At 47.5% G+C, this 16,064-nt stretch carries 13 protein-coding genes and 3 tRNA genes; 10 read left to right on the plus strand and 6 right to left on the minus strand.

The features are described from left to right. Nucleotide 1 precedes the first annotated feature (1 nt). From FBQ74_RS07000 to FBQ74_RS07010, 3 genes are read left to right on the plus strand one after another with little or no spacing between them, the layout of a single operon-like run. Nucleotides 2-1,222 (plus strand): acyl-CoA dehydrogenase family protein, encoded by a 1,221-nt coding sequence (locus FBQ74_RS07000; protein ID WP_139755996.1) that lies wholly within the window; start codon nt 2-4, stop codon nt 1,220-1,222. Beyond that, on the plus strand, nt 1,222-2,247 hold the full coding sequence (locus FBQ74_RS07005; RefSeq protein WP_139755997.1) for a phosphotransferase family protein: 1,026 nt from the start codon (nt 1,222-1,224) through the stop codon (nt 2,245-2,247). The genes FBQ74_RS07000 and FBQ74_RS07005 overlap by 1 nt, the downstream gene beginning before the upstream one ends. A gap of 18 nt (nt 2,248-2,265) precedes the next feature. Beyond that, nucleotides 2,266-3,240, plus strand: a complete 975-nt coding sequence (locus FBQ74_RS07010) for an NADPH:quinone oxidoreductase family protein (RefSeq protein ID WP_139757894.1) — start codon at nt 2,266-2,268, stop codon at nt 3,238-3,240. 285 nt (nt 3,241-3,525) lie between these two features. On the opposite strand, the gene FBQ74_RS07015 is transcribed toward FBQ74_RS07010, so the two are convergent. Beyond that, nucleotides 3,526-4,293, minus strand: coding sequence for an SDR family NAD(P)-dependent oxidoreductase (locus FBQ74_RS07015; RefSeq protein ID WP_139755998.1), 768 nt, complete (start codon nt 4,291-4,293; stop codon nt 3,526-3,528). A gap of 236 nt (nt 4,294-4,529) precedes the next feature. Between FBQ74_RS07015 and FBQ74_RS07020 the strand changes: the two genes are divergently transcribed. Next, nucleotides 4,530-6,326, plus strand: a complete 1,797-nt coding sequence (locus FBQ74_RS07020) for an acyl-CoA dehydrogenase C-terminal domain-containing protein (RefSeq protein WP_139755999.1) — start codon at nt 4,530-4,532, stop codon at nt 6,324-6,326. 189 nt (nt 6,327-6,515) lie between these two features. Here FBQ74_RS07020 and FBQ74_RS07025 read toward each other — a convergent pair whose 3' ends face one another. The 5 genes from FBQ74_RS07025 to FBQ74_RS07045 all read right to left on the minus strand — a co-directional run bounded on the left by FBQ74_RS07025 (nt 6,516) and on the right by FBQ74_RS07045 (nt 10,047). Then, nucleotides 6,516-6,911 carry a DUF3718 domain-containing protein gene (locus FBQ74_RS07025; RefSeq protein WP_139756000.1) on the minus strand — a complete coding sequence of 132 codons (396 nt, stop codon included), beginning with the start codon at nt 6,909-6,911 and terminating at the stop codon, nt 6,516-6,518. Between the two features lie 256 nt (nt 6,912-7,167). After that, a complete protein-coding gene (locus FBQ74_RS07030) occupies nt 7,168-7,662 on the minus strand; it encodes an energy transducer TonB (protein WP_168190627.1) in 495 nt (164 codons plus the stop codon). A 104-nt stretch (nt 7,663-7,766) separates the two neighbouring features. Further along, nucleotides 7,767-8,669, minus strand: coding sequence for a LysR family transcriptional regulator (locus tag FBQ74_RS07035; protein WP_139757895.1), 903 nt, complete (start codon nt 8,667-8,669; stop codon nt 7,767-7,769). A gap of 182 nt (nt 8,670-8,851) precedes the next feature. Then, nucleotides 8,852-8,965 (minus strand): entericidin A/B family lipoprotein, encoded by a 114-nt coding sequence (locus FBQ74_RS07040; RefSeq protein WP_408641354.1) that lies wholly within the window; start codon nt 8,963-8,965, stop codon nt 8,852-8,854. Between the two features lie 65 nt (nt 8,966-9,030). Then, entirely contained in the window at nt 9,031-10,047 is a 1,017-nt protein-coding gene (locus FBQ74_RS07045) for a mechanosensitive ion channel family protein (protein WP_139756003.1), read from the minus strand. Nucleotides 10,048-10,332: 285 nt separating this feature from the next. Between FBQ74_RS07045 and FBQ74_RS07050 the strand changes: the two genes are divergently transcribed. The 6 genes from FBQ74_RS07050 to FBQ74_RS07075 all read left to right on the plus strand — a co-directional run bounded on the left by FBQ74_RS07050 (nt 10,333) and on the right by FBQ74_RS07075 (nt 15,845). Next, nucleotides 10,333-10,635 (plus strand): 4a-hydroxytetrahydrobiopterin dehydratase, encoded by a 303-nt coding sequence (locus FBQ74_RS07050; protein ID WP_139756004.1) that lies wholly within the window; start codon nt 10,333-10,335, stop codon nt 10,633-10,635. 175 nt (nt 10,636-10,810) lie between these two features. Then, nucleotides 10,811-10,887 (plus strand) — tRNA-Met (locus tag FBQ74_RS07055). Between the two features lie 90 nt (nt 10,888-10,977). Next, nucleotides 10,978-11,054, plus strand: a tRNA-Met gene (locus FBQ74_RS07060). Between the two features lie 26 nt (nt 11,055-11,080). Beyond that, a tRNA-Met gene (locus FBQ74_RS07065) sits at nt 11,081-11,157 on the plus strand. Nucleotides 11,158-11,536: 379 nt separating this feature from the next. After that, on the plus strand, nt 11,537-14,872 hold the full coding sequence (locus tag FBQ74_RS07070; RefSeq protein WP_139756005.1) for an MHYT domain-containing protein: 3,336 nt from the start codon (nt 11,537-11,539) through the stop codon (nt 14,870-14,872). Beyond that, nucleotides 14,853-15,845: a response regulator gene (locus FBQ74_RS07075; RefSeq protein ID WP_139756006.1), complete on the plus strand. Its 993-nt coding sequence runs from the start codon at nt 14,853-14,855 to the stop codon at nt 15,843-15,845. The genes FBQ74_RS07070 and FBQ74_RS07075 overlap by 20 nt, the downstream gene beginning before the upstream one ends. The last annotated feature ends 219 nt before the right edge of the window (nt 15,846-16,064 follow it).

The raw sequence follows: 16,064 nt of genomic DNA on the forward strand, positions 1-16,064 counted from the left end.
CATGCATTTCGAGTATAACGACAAAACAACCACTCTTGCTAAAAAGCTCAGTGCTTTTATGGAAAAGCACGTCTATCCGATAGAGCAGTCCTACACCCAAAGTTTTTTGAACAGCCCCACGCCGTGGAAAACGCCAGCCATTATCGATGAGCTAAAAGAAGAAGCGAGAGCTCAGGGGCTTTGGAACCTCTTCCTGCCAGAGGAGTATCTTCCTTATGGTGCCGGATTGAGTAATCTGGAGTATGCGCCGCTTTGCGAGATTATGGGGCGGGTACCGTTTTCGTCTGAGATTTTTAACTGTAGCGCGCCTGATACCGGCAATATGGAAGTGTTGGCGAAGTACGGTTCTGATACGCAAAAAGCAACATGGCTTGAGCCGCTTCTGGAAGGCAGAATTCGATCAGGTTTTGCAATGACTGAGCCTGATGTTGCGTCAAGCGATGCGACAAATATCGAAACGTCAATTGAGAAAAAACAGGATAGTTACGTCATCAACGGCCATAAATGGTACACCAGTGGCGCGATGAACGAAGACTGTAAAATAATGATAGTCATGGGCAAAACCGACCCGACGGCACCCAGACATAAGCAACAATCACAAATACTTGTTCCTATGGACACCCCCGGAGTGACTGTTCGTCGGCCAATGGCGGCGATGGGGTATCTGGATGAGCCGGTAGGCCATGCAGAGATCCTTTTTGATAACGTTACGGTGCCTGCCGAGAATATTATTCTGGGTGAGGGGCGCGGTTTTGAAATAGCACAGGGGCGCCTCGGCCCGGGGCGTATTCATCATTGCATGCGGCTGATAGGGTGCGCGCAGCGTGCACTGGATATGGCCTGCCAGCGCGTTAATCAGCGCGAGGCGTTTGGAAAGCCGTTAGCAAAGCAGCAGTCTGTTCGCGAGTCTGTCGCCCAGATGCACTGCGATGTAGAACAGGCTCGTTTGCTGACATTAAAAGCGGCAGACCAGATGGACCGCCATGGTAATAAAGTTGCCAAAGACCTTATCGCCGCAATTAAAATCGTGGCACCGGCCATGGCGTGCAAAGTGATTGATGAAGCCATTCAGATGCATGGTGCACTGGGCACCAGTCAGGACACACCACTGGCCGGGATGTACGCATACGCACGTACCATCAGACTGGCAGACGGGCCCGATCAGGTGCATATGATGCAGTTGGGTAAAAGCCTTATTGAAAAGCAGCAGGAGGCTAAGTAATGAGCGTTAGTCAGCTAGATCTTGTGGCTTTAAATACCTATCTAAGCCACAGTGCGAACAGTATTGGCCAAATAACGGATTATAAAAAGTTTACCGGTGGTCAGTCTAACCCTACATTTTTATTGTCTACCGCTTCAGGCAGTTTTGTACTAAGAAGACAGCCTCCCGGTAAGCTTCTTAAATCCGCCCATGCGGTAGACCGGGAATACCGGGTCATCGAGGCTTTGCAAGGCTCCAGTGTGCCGGTCCCTGCGGTACATCACCTATGTCGCGACACCGAGGTGCTGGGTAGTATGTTTTACATTATGGAGTATGTGTCAGGCGACATATTCTGGGACGCAGCGCTTAAGGATATCCCGGATAACCAAACCCGTGCAGACATGTATGACAATATGAACCAGGTGCTGGCCAATCTTCATGATGTTGATATTGCTGCAGCAGGCCTTGAAGATTTTGGTAAACCGGGAAATTATTTCGAACGTCAGGTCGAGCGTTGGACGCAACAGTACCGTGCCTCAGAAACAAGCAATCAGCCTTCGATGGAAGATTTAATGGATTACCTGAAACAGAATTTGCCTGCAGACGACGGGCAGGTGTCGCTGGTTCACGGTGATTTCCGGCTTGATAATATGATGTTCTCAGCACAGCGCACTATCAATGCCGTGTTGGACTGGGAGTTGTCTACTCTGGGCCATCCCTACGCCGACCTTGCTTATCAGTGCATGCAACTAAGGCTACCGGCAAATCTTCCCCAGGCCCCTGGGCTCGGAGGATTGGATCGGTCTGCACTGGGTATTCCTACAGAACAGGAATATATTGCCAAATATTGTCAGCGACGTAACCTGGCAGATATAGAGCGCTGGCCGTTTTATCTGGCCTTTAGTTTTTTCAGATTGGCTGCCATTATTCAGGGGGTCGTCAAGCGGGCTCAGGATGGTAATGCATCCAGCGACAAAGCAAAAGAATTAGGCACGATGGTGGGGCCGCTTGCTGATATGGCACTGCAAATTATTAGGAAGGAATAAGACATGTCTGAACAAAAAATGAAAGCAGTGGTCTGTCATGACTTCGGTCCGCTATCAGATTTAACTGTTGAAGGTATACCGGTGCCTGACATCAGGCCGGATGAAGTGCTGATCGATGTTGACGCTGCCGGTGTGAACTTTCCGGATGCACTGTTGGTTCAGGGGCTTTATCAGATTCAGCCAGAAACACCATTCACCCCGGGATGCGAGGTAGCCGGTACAGTTATTCAGGCAGGAGCCCGCGTATCGCATTTATCCGTAGGACAGCGAGTTGTCGGTGTCTGTCAAATCGGTGGCTATGCGCAGAAGGTCGCAATAAACGCCGCGCAAGTGATGCCTTTACCGGATTTTATTCCATCGGAAGAAGCCGCCGCGTTGGTGACTGCACATGCTACGGCGCACCATGCACTTAAACAAAGAGCACAGCTACAGGCGGGTGAAACACTGGTTGTTACTGGAGCGGCGGGTGGTACAGGTTTAGCTGCTGTACAAATAGGTAAAGCGATGGGCGCCCGGGTAATAGCAGTGTGCTCCAGCGCGGAAAAACTTGAATTGGCGAAAAAGCATGGCGCTGACGAAGGGATTAATTACACAGAAGAAGACCTTAAGGAAACAGTAAAATCTTTGACTAATGGTAATGGTGCCGACGTTGTGTATGAATGCGTCGGTGGTGATAGCTTCGATGCGATGAGCCGGGCTATGGCATGGGGAGGGCGTCTATTGGTTGTTGGATTCGCCAGTGGCCAGATTCCACGATTACCAGTCAACCTGACACTGGTAAAAGGATATTCAGTAGTGGGTGTTTTTTGGGGCGTCTTCACTCAAAAGCAGCCTCGCGTTTTTAACGAAAATATGAAAGAGCTGATGGGGTGGTATCAGCAGGGAAAAGTAAAAGTTGTTATTGATGCTCGATTTACTCTTGAGCAGGCCACTCAGGCACTGGAGTTTATGACAGACAGAAAAGTAAAAGGAAAGGTTGTCCTGACAATGTAGCTGGCACAATATCAAAAAAACAGCCCCGAATGGGGCTGTTCTTTGATGCAGAGTAAATTCTGCAAACATACTGGCACGGCATCCTGCCATTTTAATATGTAAGTCGAAGCATCAGTAGCAGCGACCCGAAAAATTACCTGCAATATAACGATAATTGTGACGAAATCGTTTTATTGATGGGGCACTGCGAGATGCCCTTCTATTAAAGCTAATTTTTTCGCCTTATAAAAGCGAAAAACTCATACAAACGTATTACTTGTTATACTGCCTATCTTGGTATATCTGTTACCAGGCGCTCATCGCCCCATCAATTGCAACAGACTGTCCACTCATAAATGAGTTAGCGGGTGACAGCATCAATATCATTGCACTTACGACCTCCTGAGGGTCAGCCATACGCTTCATCGGGCTTCCCATGACAAGTTGCGCCCGGCTCTCTTCTGTGGTGAAACCGCCTTTATCCAGAAGACTTGTAGGACTGAAGAACGGGCAAATAGCGTTGACCTGGATGTTTTTACGGCCGTACTCTACCGCTGCTGTCTTGGTCAGTCCGACAACGCCGTGCTTAACCGCAGAGTAAGGGGCAGCTTTCGGTGCGCCACCTAATCCTGCCATTGAGCTGACATTAAGTACATGTCCCTTACCGTTACTCAACATGGCAGGAATCTGATACTTCATCCCCAGAAACACCCCTTTAAGATTAACATTGAATTGTGCATCAATAGTTTCTGCGTCAAGGGTATGAAGTGCACCGGGAATATGAGCAATGCCAGCATTATTAACGGCAATATCCAGTTTGCCATAGCTTTCCAGCGCCAGTTCAACCAATGATTTATGCGCCGACTCATCTGAAACGTCGGCAGCCATACTTACCACATCACCGCCAGCCTCACGCAAATCCTTTACCGCTGCGGCCAGCAACTCTTCGTTAATATCGGCTAACACCAGTTTGCAACCCCGATAAGCAAGCGCATCTGCCAGCAGTCGGCCGAAGCCGTCCGCTGCGCCGGTAATGATTGCAACCTGACCCTGAAAGTTGAGGAGTGGATCCATGCTGATTCCTTCTTGTGTTAGTTGTCATTGAATAGTTGTTACTGCTTACAAAAGGGAAAGTTTATTTAACGATGTAGCAGTGATGCCCCAGCATAACGCCGATAACGCCTCTTAGTATTCAAATTAGTGATAGTTGGTTATTAGCTCAATCAACTTGGCTGATTAGTTCTGCTTACTTACTATCACTGTATACGGTGTGTCATCACCATGGTCTGTAAGCACTAACAGGACTTGATATGGAAAACTATCGTTCACCGCAACGCGATGCGGCCTTTGTAGCCTACGAGCTATTCGACTTTCAGTCACACTACGAAGCACTGGATCTGGAAGATGTCAGTCCGGATTTGGTCAAAGCCATTCATGCTGAAGCAGCAAAATTTGCTGATAACGTCCTTGCGCCGATTAATCAGAGTGGCGATCAGGAAGGGTGTCACTGGAATGATGGAGAAGTCACCACGCCTGAAGGATTTAAGGAAGCATACAAGCAATACGTAGAAGGCGGCTGGCCAAGTATGTCACACCCGCCGGAATGGGGCGGGCAGGGCTTGCCCTACTCACTGGCCACATCTATTGCAGAGTTTTTTTCCGGCGCAAATCATTCATGGGCCATGTACCCGGGTCTTTCACAAGGATGTATTTCGACAATTCTGGCCCATGGCACCGATGCATTAAAGCAAAAATTTTTGCCTAAGCTCATTGAAGGCCAGTGGACAGGAACGATGTGTCTTACCGAAGCGCATTGCGGTTCTGATTTGGGGATGTTGCGTTGTAAGGCAGAACCTAATGATGATGGCTCATATACCCTTACCGGCACCAAAATTTTCATCTCCGCCGGCGAGCATGATTTTGCGGACAATATTGTGCATATTGTGCTGGCCCGCCTGCCAGATGCGCCAGCAGGAACCAAAGGAATTTCATTATTCATCGTGCCTAAATTCAATGTCAGCGATGATGGTGAGCTGGCAGATCGCAATCAGGTTGAGTGCGGTAGTATCGAACACAAAATGGGTATTAAGGCCTCTGCTACCTGTGTAATTAACTTTGACGGCGCAAAAGGCTTTTTGATAGGCGAGCCCAACAGAGGGTTGAACGGTATGTTCACATTCATGAACATAGCGCGGATCGGGACAGGCCTGGAAGGTATGGCCGCGTCAGAAGCGGCATTACAGGGCTCACTGCGGTATGCAAAAGATCGCACCCAGTTTCGTTCGCCTACCCAGAGACAAGGGGAGCGCAGCGCTGACCCCATTATCGTGCATCCTGATGTCAGGCGTATGCTGCTGACCCAGAAAGCCTTTGCCGAAGGTAGCCGGGCGCTGGCTTATTATTGCATGCAACAGGTTGATATTTCGCAGCGTAGTAAAGATTCTGAATCGGTGCAACTGGCTGAGGCAAGACTGGCACTATTAACGCCAATTGTTAAAGCATTCTTTACCGAAACCGCTCAGGAGGCCACTAGCTACGGTATTCAGGTCTACGGTGGTCATGGCTATATCAGCGAGTGGGGTATGGAGCAACTGGCACGTGATACACGGATCAGCAGTCTGTACGAGGGTACTACAGGTATTCAGTCACTTGATTTACTGGGTCGTAAAGTGCTCGGTTCAAAAGGCGAATTACTGGCGGTCTTTTTGAAAGAAATCAGCGCATTTTGTGACACTGTGGACGCTGACGAACAAACTGGTTTATGGTGTAAGCAGCTTGGTCAGGCAATGCAGCAGTGGCAGAAACTAACTGCGACTGTCGGCAAAGCGGCCGGCGCTAATCCCGATGAACTTGGTGCGGCATCAGTCGACTATCTGATGTTTTCCGGTTACGTAACGCTGGCCTATTACTGGTTAAAAATGGCAACTGTGGCTAAGCAAAAACTGGCAGAAGGCACATCAGAAACCGATTTTTATCAGGGTAAAGTCGCAACCGCACAATTCTATTTTGCCCGCTTGTTACCCAGAGCACAATCGCACGCTGCTGCAATAGAAGCTGGCGCAGCGAGCCTGATGGATATTGGCGAGGATATGTTCAAAGCTGACTAAGCCCAATAAGGCGAAAAGGTCCCTAAGCAGTGACCTTTTTTTTGCGCTTTCACAATAACTTTATTTTATCGAAACCAAAAAACCACCCGAAGGTGGTTTTAGAATGAAGTCGCGGCCCCAGGGAGGGGGCCGCAGTGCGGGAGTTACCCCGCAACCATGTTGAATTGGTACATGGCTAATGTAACTGGTTTAGATACGCTCAGAGAGTTCGCTGGCGATAGGGCTGCTTTGGAAGCCATTTTCAGCGATCCATACCTGAAGGGTTTTACCGTCAGCTTCAGGGTTCTGCAATTCGCGAGATGGCATCTTCTTAACTAGTAGGGTGCCTACATCAACGGCATTGCTTTCAATGGCAGTGCGAATAAGGCTTTTGCCATTACAGCTCACACCTGCATAGTAATCGTGTAGTTTCAGGCGGTAATCCGACTGAACGGCGCGCATTTTCTTACGTAGTTCGCCTTTATCGTTTGCTTGTACAATGGTACAAATGTTTGCCAGTGCGTCCTCAACACCTGCCTGAGCAGTACCTGAGAAGATGAAAGAAGCAGCAGCAACAGCTAAAGAGGTTTTAACGATTTTCAACATGGTTTTTTCCTAATTGCTTTGTTTTACCGAGCGGGTTGTTTGTTCGGGAGCAATTAAACAAAAATCTGTTGAGCGAAAAAACAGCAAGGCCAATACTTTGGTATTAAAAACTATACCCCAAAGGCTGTTTTATAATAAAAATTTAGGCTAAGTATTTGAATTAATTTATTTAATTTTTAATACGTAAAATAGTGCTACTTTTAGTAATTTTGCCAACTCATGTCGTATTTTATGTATTACTTGTACCCATTCACACTTAACTGCACGGTAAAGCCGCGAATTGCTCACATCGCGCTTTAGCGGCTCGCTCAGAGTCAGCCATACAGAAATTAATCCGAAACTCTTTCACCTCTTGTGCCGGTTCAGAACCAGGCGGAAGCTGCCATTTTAGCAATTCTGCAGATTGTAATAGCGCAGCCTTTTCCAGGTTATCAGGTACTGAGCGAATCACGCTAAGCGATTCGACATCCCCTTTATCACTAATAGTTGTCTGATAAACGGCGCAGCCCTCTATACCATTTAGCGCCATCGATTTAGGGTAAAGCGGTGGATGAAAGTTTGCACGTTGCCACGGAGATGGCGGAGCAGTATCTTCAGACGAATCTGCTGATTGAGCATTATCAAGGCTAGAAGATAACTCCTGAAAGTGCGTTGTACCCGCACCTTGCTGAGCGTTTGTAAGCGGCGCGTACAGCATAAACGAGGCTGATAATATTAATGCGCTGGACTGCAGCTTTAAGGCAACCATCATCTGACTCCGGTTTGTTATGTCAGTGATGACTATAACGTTGTATAGATACAAGCCGCAACATTCCTGCATTATTAAAAGGGACATAGAGTGCTGGTAAGCCCCAATCAGTTCGGCTGATAGGCCTTTGCAACTTCCTGAATCTGTTCACGCATCCACAGGTGTGCCTGATCATGATCTGCACTGACATGCCAGTAAAGAAAATACTCAACCGGCGGAAGGTCCAGTGGTAGAGGATAAATCGCTAAATCATAGTGTTTTGCAAGGTGGTAGGGCATACAGGCGATCAGGTCGGTTTTTACAATGGCACTGGGGACCGTTAAAAAATGCTGCCCTCGCATGACGATTCGCCGTTTTTTTCCGAGTTTATCTAATGCAATATCTATTGGACCAGGTCCACTTTTTCTGTGTGAGACATGAATATGACCAAGTTTTAAAAATGTCTCAAGATCCAAGCCGTCGGTTAGTTGCGGATGATCGGGCCTTGCAAGTACTACGAACTGGTCTTCAGCGATTTTTTGTTTGCACAGGTGAGGATCGGTAAATGTAGACGCATCGGCAAAAAAGTCTAGACTCCCACTGGCCATAGCGGCGACAACCTGACTGCGACTAATCTCATAATTGGTAACACTGATACCCGGCGACACATCCTGTAGTCTGCCAATAAGACGAGGCATAATACTGACTTCGAGCAGGTCGCGGCTGGCAAAATTAAACGACTTTTCAGAGGTGAGAGGATTAAATGTGTGACTCTCCTGAACGCTGGTACGTAAGAGCCTGAGCGCTTCCCTGGCCGGAACGATAATATTCTGCGCAACCGGGGTGGGTGTCATACTGTGACCGGTTCTGACAAACAGCGGATCATTCAGCATATCTCTTAACCGGGCCAGCGAATTACTTACCGCTGGCTGAGTGATACATAGTACATCGGCAGCTTTAGTCAGACTACCTGCCGTATAAATGGCATCAAACACGGCGAAAAGGTTTAAATCAATTCGATTCAGATTTATGGGCAGAGGTTGTTTTTCGCTGGACAAAAGCGGCTCCGTTATTATTGATATAAGTCTATCTTATAAATAAATCCGTGTTACATTCAATATATTTATAAGTCGAAATTATGGTTTTGTTTCAACAGATTGCCAGACAATAAAAAAGGCCGCAGTGGCGGCCTTTTACATGATGTGAAGCGCTATTAGTTAGATGCGTCTTCAGCTGTATCTTCAACAGCTTCACCGGCTGACTGAATATCTTCACCCGCACCTTCAACAGTGGCGCAGCCTGTCACCAGTGAGCCAAGAAAAGCCATTAGGATTACCAGGTAACGTGCATTTGTTGCTACTTTCATACTATTTCCTTACTTTGCGTTTGTGTTTAAGCATGGTCGGCCCCGTCGCCCTCTCCGGGTGCATCAGCGCGTCCTGCTGACTGAGTACTACCGGGCTTTTGGCCAGTTTCATTTTCGCCATCACCAGATGACGACTTATTTTCTGCAGATTCAACTGCATTTAACATGCCATCAAGTTGTTTACCCCCTTTGGCATCAAAATCGAGTGTACGAATTGGGAACGGGATAAGTATGTCATTGTCAGCCAGCGTTTTTCTTACTGTAACAACGGCATCATGGCGTACATCCATGTAGCCGTGTTCGCCGGGATACTTTATCCAGAACCAGACCAGAAGGTTTACGCTGCTGTCACCAAAAGATTCTGCATAAACCTCGGTTTCCTCTTTCTGTATGACATAGTCGCGCTGGTTGATCGCCTCTACGATAACTTCTCTGGCTTTTACAGGATCATCGGCATATGAGATACCCACAGGGACCTCAATGCGTCGATACCCAAGCGTGCTATAGTTAGTCAGGATATTGCGAAACAGAATTTTATTCGGAATGATTTCAAGCTGACCATGAAAAGTCTCAACCAATGTATTGCGTAAGTTGATTGATTTCACGTTGCCGAATACGCCGCTGGCTTCAATAACATCGCCTATCTCAAAAGGTTTACGGATACCCATTGCAATACCGGCTATGAAGTTTTCGGTAAGATCCTGAAAGGCAAAACCGATTGCCAGGCCCACGATGCCGGCACCAGCAAGCAGTGATGTTACCGTGCCTTGCAGTCCTACAAAATCCAGCGCAATGAAAATTCCGGCAATGGTGATAAGTGCTTTGGCAATCGCTGTAATAAGATCAGCAATCTGACGTGATTCAAATGCACGTCGAAGAATACGTTGAAGTGCACTTCCTGCTGCTTTGGCGATAAGGCCGAACGCAATTGCTATAACAATTGCCACTACCATATTGGGCAAATGCTTGATGCCTTCTTCCAGCCACGTCTGTAACTTTCCGTTTATAAGTTTGTAGAACTCGTCAAGTTTAGGCAAATCCATAGTAATGTCAGCTGCGCTCCTGTTTTAGATGAATGAAAGTTAAGCCGCTAATTTCAATACAAATATTTCTTACGGTAAGTTCAGTTGTCACTAGGACTTCTGTAGTGTCGCGATATTGCCGTTCGTGGGAAAAAAATACTTAGTCATTGAAAAACAGACACAAAATGATGGTGTAAATGTAGCTGTGCGCTTATAAGAAATTAAAACGGCATCGAAGAGTCAACTCGGAAAGGCTAACGTGCTAATGTTCTGATTCATGTTTTTGGAAAAGATGAGAGGAATGTCATGGCTGAGAAATTATCCGACGAACAGATAAAGTCAGCACTTGCTGAATTAAACGCACTAGCAGGTGACTCAGGGGAATGGATACTTAACGATGATAAGATTTCTAAGACCTTCAAGTTTAAGAGCTTTATCCGCGCTTTTGGCTGGATGTCACAGATGGCTATCTGGGCAGAAAAACTGGTGCACCATCCTGAATGGTTCAACGTATATAATAAGGTAGAGGTGACGCTCACCACACATGATGCTGGCGGTCTGACAGAGCTTGATTTCAAGCTGGCAGAAAAAATGGAGAAGTTTCGCTAAGTACTAAAGTAGCGAATAAGGCACTAATTGCGTTAAAAATGGTCAGATAGTTTGATTATTCATCGCTTAGTCAAATAAATGCAATATTGTCTGTTGCGGACCTTGTCATTGTGTCGGCGCTATGTATAATACGCACCACTCGAGCAGGCCGACAAGCCTGTCTGAGCAGAACAGTCGCGGGATGGAGCAGTCTGGTAGCTCGTCGGGCTCATAACCCGAAGGTCGTTGGTTCAAATCCAGCTCCCGCAACCACTATTCAGTGACAGGCTTTTTAGCGTGTTACGTTTGCTACAATATGTAGTGTGTGAAGTAAAAGCGATAACTATCGCAGTAATAAACAGTCGCGGGATGGAGCAGTCTGGTAGCTCGTCGGGCTCATAACCCGAAGGTCGTTGGTTCAAATCCAGCTCCCGCAACCACTTTTCTTCACAAATTTCCGAACAGACGCGGGATGGAGCAGTCTGGTAGCTCGTCGGGCTCATAACCCGAAGGTCGTTGGTTCAAATCCAGCTCCCGCAACCACTTTTAAGCCGCTTGCAAAAGCGGCTTTTTTGTTCCTTTCTTATACATTTTTTTCTTTCAATTTAGCCCAAACACCAATAACCCACAGTAATTTCTTACGAGAACGCTCAAACATCATATTAAGTGCTTCATGGCCTTTATCTTATGTATCTTTATATTTGAGTATTGGGATTAATACCTGTGTATAAGAACTTCTGCAGTCTGCTTCCCGGATAATGATAATCTTGATACTACAAAAGTATTAACTACACGCCTTCTCAATCAAGAAAACCGGTGACCAGTCGATGAGTTAAAGAGCATTAAGATTGCGTGTTGCTTTTTCCTCTTCAGGTAGCTGGTGCGTCGACGTTTAAAAAGTCTTTTCGATTCGGGTACATTCATGATGCAGTGGTTATCATCACAATTTCTTATTCCGGCAGATAGCGCTATCGTCCAGGGAAGTTACGATACGGGCCTGGTCATGCTGTCACTCGCCATTGCGGTTTTTGCCTCCTTCATGGCGTTTTCGGTGGCGGGGCAGGTAGGCACTGCTATCAAACTTTCACAAAAGCAAATACTTCTAGGCGTGGGAAGTATGGCACTGGGTGCCGGTATTTGGGGTATGCACTTTGTTGGCATGCTGGCATTTAACCTTAACACCACAGTCAGTTACGACTGGGGGCTGACTGCCCTGTCATTTATCCCCGGTTGGATAGCTGCCTGGGTCGCACTTCACATACTATGTCACTCTCAACTTCGGCGCGCGCATATAATGCTTGGTGGCGTACTGGTAGGGGCAGGGATAGGTAGCATGCATTATGCTGGAATGGCCGCGATGCAAATGGGACCGATGCTGCGCTATGACCCTACGATGTTTGGCCTGTCTATTTTAGTTGCGGTAGTGCTGGCAATGCTGGCACTGTGGATTCGGTATGGACTGAACAGAATTAAGGGGCTGCGCGGAACAGGACGTCGTGTCAACGCTATCGCCAGTCTGGTCATGGGCCTGGCAATCTGTGGTATGCATTATACAGGTATGGCAGCTGCGCGGTTTGTAAGGCCTGAGAATATGGCAGCCTCGGGTCAAAGCAGTGAAATGTCGCTGTTGCTGGCAGCACTTATCAGTGTGATCGTAATCGTCATTATTACGCTGGTATTGGGTGTAACCCTGCTTATTAAGTACAGAAATACATCCACCAGAGCACTGGAAAGTGAAAAAACGCTTCGGGCCATTATGGATACCGCTGTTGATGGCGTAATGACGATCGACGGTAACGGCGTGGTACTGGAGGCAAATCCTGCACTGGGACAGATTCTGGGCTTTACACCTGCAGAACTTAAAAATACATCCGTCTATCAGGTAATTCCTCATGCTCGCCGTACCGAATACATGCAACTGTTTAGTGAGCAGCCTCAGAAAAGTCGTATCTGGGATAAAGTTATTGGTGGGAACCGTGATGTGACTGCTTTACACAAATCGGGACAGGAAGTACCGGTAAGAGTCGGTGTCGGCCATACTCGGGTGAACCATAAACATTACTTTATCGCATTCATCAGCGACATCAGCGAACGGATGAAAATGGAGCAGGCTTTACGGGAGAGTGAAGCCAAATTTCGCTCGTTCTTCTCTAATGTGCCGGGTATCGCGTTTCGTTGTCTCAATGAACCTTCCTGGCCGATGCTTTTTATCACCGATGCTGTTGAGGGAATAACCGGTTATCCGGCGAGTGCGTTTACTCACCCCAATCCGTCAATCAGCTTTATGGATATTTGCCACCCAGACGACCTGCATATTATTTCTGATTCGGTAAAGTCACAGGATGCATTTTCCATTGAATACAGAATCATCCATAAAGATGGTAGTGTCCGGTGGATGCGCGAGCAAGGCATGATGGTGCGCAATGAAAAGGGCAATACCAGTTGGCTGGACGGTTTTATCTTCGATATTACTGAGCGCCGCCAGATGGAAGAAGAACTGGTTGTCGCGAAGGATGTTGCAGAGCAGGCCGCTGCTACCCGGGCAGCGTTCATGGCTAACATGAGCCACGAGATCCGTACTCCGATGAATGCAATTATCGGATTTAGTGATTTATTGCTGGATGAAAATCTGAACGATACTCAACATAAACACTGCGCCACAATTAACCGTTCAGCTCGATCTTTACTGCATTTACTGAATGATATTCTAAACAGTGCGAAACTGGAGAAAGGCAAACTTGAGCTTGAGTACAGAGATTTTATTCTTACCGATGAGGTAGACACCGTAATCAGTACATTCTGGCTCGAGGCGCAGCGAAAATCATTATTACTCAATGTCGACCTTGATAAGCATTTGGCTGCCGCGTACAACGGCGTTCCCGAGCGGATTCGTCAGGTCCTAAGTAACCTGATTGGTAATGCTGTTAAGTTTACTGAAAAAGGCAGTATTTCTCTTTCAATTAGTTCACAGGATAGCAGCGTAAAGTTTGTAATAACGGATACCGGCATTGGTATGACGCAGGAACAGCTCGCGCGCGTATTTGATGCATTTGCGCAGGCTGACGCATCAATGAGCCGTCGGTTTGGCGGGACCGGGCTCGGTACTACTATAAGCAAACAACTGGTTGAGCTTATGGGAGGCAAAATTACAGCTAGCAGTGAAATTGCGAAAGGTTCGACATTTACCTTCGAGTTGCCACTTGAGCCAGTAAAACGTCCGGTTCTCAAGCAGGCATCACATACCATATCGCTAACACCACGCCGTGTCCTGGTTGTGGATGATATTGAGCAAAACAGCGATCTGATCGCACTGCTTCTGCAACGTGACAACCACCACGTAGACGTGGCCGGAAATGGGCTGGAGGCACTGGAAAAAATGAAAGCTTCCAACTATGACGTTGTACTGATGGATCTTCAAATGCCTGTAATGGATGGCCTGACTGCTGCCAGAAAACGCCGCGAATTTGAAGCCAACACCGGTGCGGCTCACATCCCTATAATCGCGCTCACTGCCAGTGTGCTGGTTCAGGATAAGCACGACGCCCGCAACGCAGGCATGGAAGGCTTTGCTAATAAGCCGGTTGATTATGACCAGTTGTATACTGAAATCGCCCGTGTGTTAGGTGAGCTGGATGATACTCATCAGCGTCAGGTCAGGCACAGTACAACCACCCGGCAAGCTGTTAACTGGAAAAAGGGTGAGGCTTTGTGGGCAGACAAAGAACGTCACATTGAGGAAGTCAGGCGTTTTGCCGATAAACTTGTCACTGAGCTGGAGATGCTGGCAACAGAAATAAGACAAAACGCGCCGGATGAAGCTACCAGACTGGCCCATTCGCTTAAGGGCGTGGCCGGTAATCTCGCACTGGAAAAATTGCATGGTATGTTCGCCAGTGTCGAACAGGATCCCTGTAATGAGGAACAGGTAACACGCATTCGGCAGCACGTGAAAACGCTTCTCGCGCTGCCAGAGTTTGCTGAACAGCCAGCGCAGGCTGAAAGCAGTAGTGCCATTGACTGGCAACAGCTGACAGGCTTATTGCAGTCCTTGCGTGCCAGTATCAGTGAACATCAGCTCGACGACAATAATTTAGAAAAAATACGTAATATCAATGCAGGACGCTATCATGAGCAATTGGAACGCATCATTAATCTGATTGATGATTTCGAGTTTGATCAGGCCACGGTACTGGCAGATGAGCTGATTTCATCCCTTGAAGTAGTACAAGAGGTCGATAATGCAGCAAACAGCGCCTAAACCAACGCTTCTGTTGGTGGATGATGAGCCGGTCAATCTACGGGTTCTGAATACCATTCTGGCTAAGGATTATCAGCTGATTTTTGCCAAAAGTGGTGAAGAAGCACTTCGTCTTGCGGGACAAAAGCAACCAGATCTTATTTTATCTGACGTTATGATGCCTCAGATGACAGGATTTGAGTTGTGTATCGCACTTAAATCAAACCCTGATACTGCCGCAGTACCGGTTATTTTCGTCACCGCTCTGGAAGAGGAACACGATGAGGCCAGAGGGTTTGAGGTCGGAGGCGTAGATTATATTACCAAGCCGGTATCTGCGCCGGTTGTCAAAGCACGGGTTGCCACACATTTATCGCTTGTAAAAGCGGAAGAACTTAAACTCACACGGCTGGAGGTCGTTCAGCGCTTAGGGCGGGCCGCTGAATATAAAGATAACGAAACCGGCATGCATGTTCTTCGTATGAGCCATTACTCAAAGGTGCTTGCCCGCGCTTACGGGTTCTCGGCAGAGCAGGCTGAGACGCTACTTCACGCCGCGCCAATGCACGATATTGGTAAAATCGGTATCCCGGATAATATTTTGCTTAAGCCCGGCAAGTTGACCGATGAAGAATTTGCGGTGATGAAGACGCATCCACAGATTGGTGCAGAAATACTGGCTGATGGTGATAGTGAACTGCTGCGTATTGCAAAGTCTGTTGCGCTGACGCATCACGAAAAGTGGGATGGCACAGGGTATCCGCAAGGATTGTCCAAAGAAGCTATTCCTGTCGAGGGGCGTATTGTGGCCGTAGCGGACGTATTTGACGCACTGACCAGCAAGCGTCCTTATAAAGAAGCCTGGAGCGTGGATAAAACGCTGGCATTTATGCAGGAACAAAAAGGCATCCACTTCGAGCCTCGTCTTATCGACCTGCTGATAGACAATCTGGACGAGATTCTGACCATTAAAGCTTACTGGAAAGATGACTAGCGCAGGTTGCTAAAGGGGCGCTGAATCAGTATACTATGCGCCATCGACTCGCTGGGTCTGTCTCTATGATGATCGTGACAGGTCACTCAGCCGTTTAATTTGTTTTAGTACGGATTAAACGCGTGCAACTGCCAGTCTGGTAGTTAGGGTTCAGTTTTTTATGAAAAGCCCCGCTGGTCCGGGGCTTTTTGTTGTATTTATATTGAGCCGGTGCTGCTC

The sequence above is a fragment of the Salinimonas iocasae genome (assembly GCF_006228385.1).
GTDB classification, from domain to species: domain Bacteria; phylum Pseudomonadota; class Gammaproteobacteria; order Enterobacterales; family Alteromonadaceae; genus Alteromonas; species Alteromonas iocasae.

Excerpts from the sequence above, each read along its gene's own strand:
- FBQ74_RS07000 (WP_139755996.1), top strand. The coding sequence starts at position 2 with ATGCATTTCGAGTATAACGACAAAACAACCACTCTTGCTAAAAAGCTC.
- FBQ74_RS07005 (WP_139755997.1), top strand. The coding sequence starts at position 1,222 with ATGAGCGTTAGTCAGCTAGATCTTGTGGCTTTAAATACCTATCTAAGC.
- FBQ74_RS07010 (WP_139757894.1), top strand. The coding sequence starts at position 2,266 with ATGAAAGCAGTGGTCTGTCATGACTTCGGTCCGCTATCAGATTTAACT.
- FBQ74_RS07015 (WP_139755998.1), bottom strand. The coding sequence starts at position 4,293 with ATGGATCCACTCCTCAACTTTCAGGGTCAGGTTGCAATCATTACCGGC.
- FBQ74_RS07020 (WP_139755999.1), top strand. The coding sequence starts at position 4,530 with ATGGAAAACTATCGTTCACCGCAACGCGATGCGGCCTTTGTAGCCTAC.
- FBQ74_RS07025 (WP_139756000.1), bottom strand. The coding sequence starts at position 6,911 with ATGTTGAAAATCGTTAAAACCTCTTTAGCTGTTGCTGCTGCTTCTTTC.
- FBQ74_RS07030 (WP_168190627.1), bottom strand. The coding sequence starts at position 7,662 with ATGATGGTTGCCTTAAAGCTGCAGTCCAGCGCATTAATATTATCAGCC.
- FBQ74_RS07040 (WP_408641354.1), bottom strand. The coding sequence starts at position 8,965 with ATGGCTTTTCTTGGCTCACTGGTGACAGGCTGCGCCACTGTTGAAGGT.
- FBQ74_RS07045 (WP_139756003.1), bottom strand. The coding sequence starts at position 10,047 with ATGGATTTGCCTAAACTTGACGAGTTCTACAAACTTATAAACGGAAAG.
- FBQ74_RS07050 (WP_139756004.1), top strand. The coding sequence starts at position 10,333 with ATGGCTGAGAAATTATCCGACGAACAGATAAAGTCAGCACTTGCTGAA.
- FBQ74_RS07070 (WP_139756005.1), top strand. The coding sequence starts at position 11,537 with ATGATGCAGTGGTTATCATCACAATTTCTTATTCCGGCAGATAGCGCT.
- FBQ74_RS07075 (WP_139756006.1), top strand. The coding sequence starts at position 14,853 with ATGCAGCAAACAGCGCCTAAACCAACGCTTCTGTTGGTGGATGATGAG.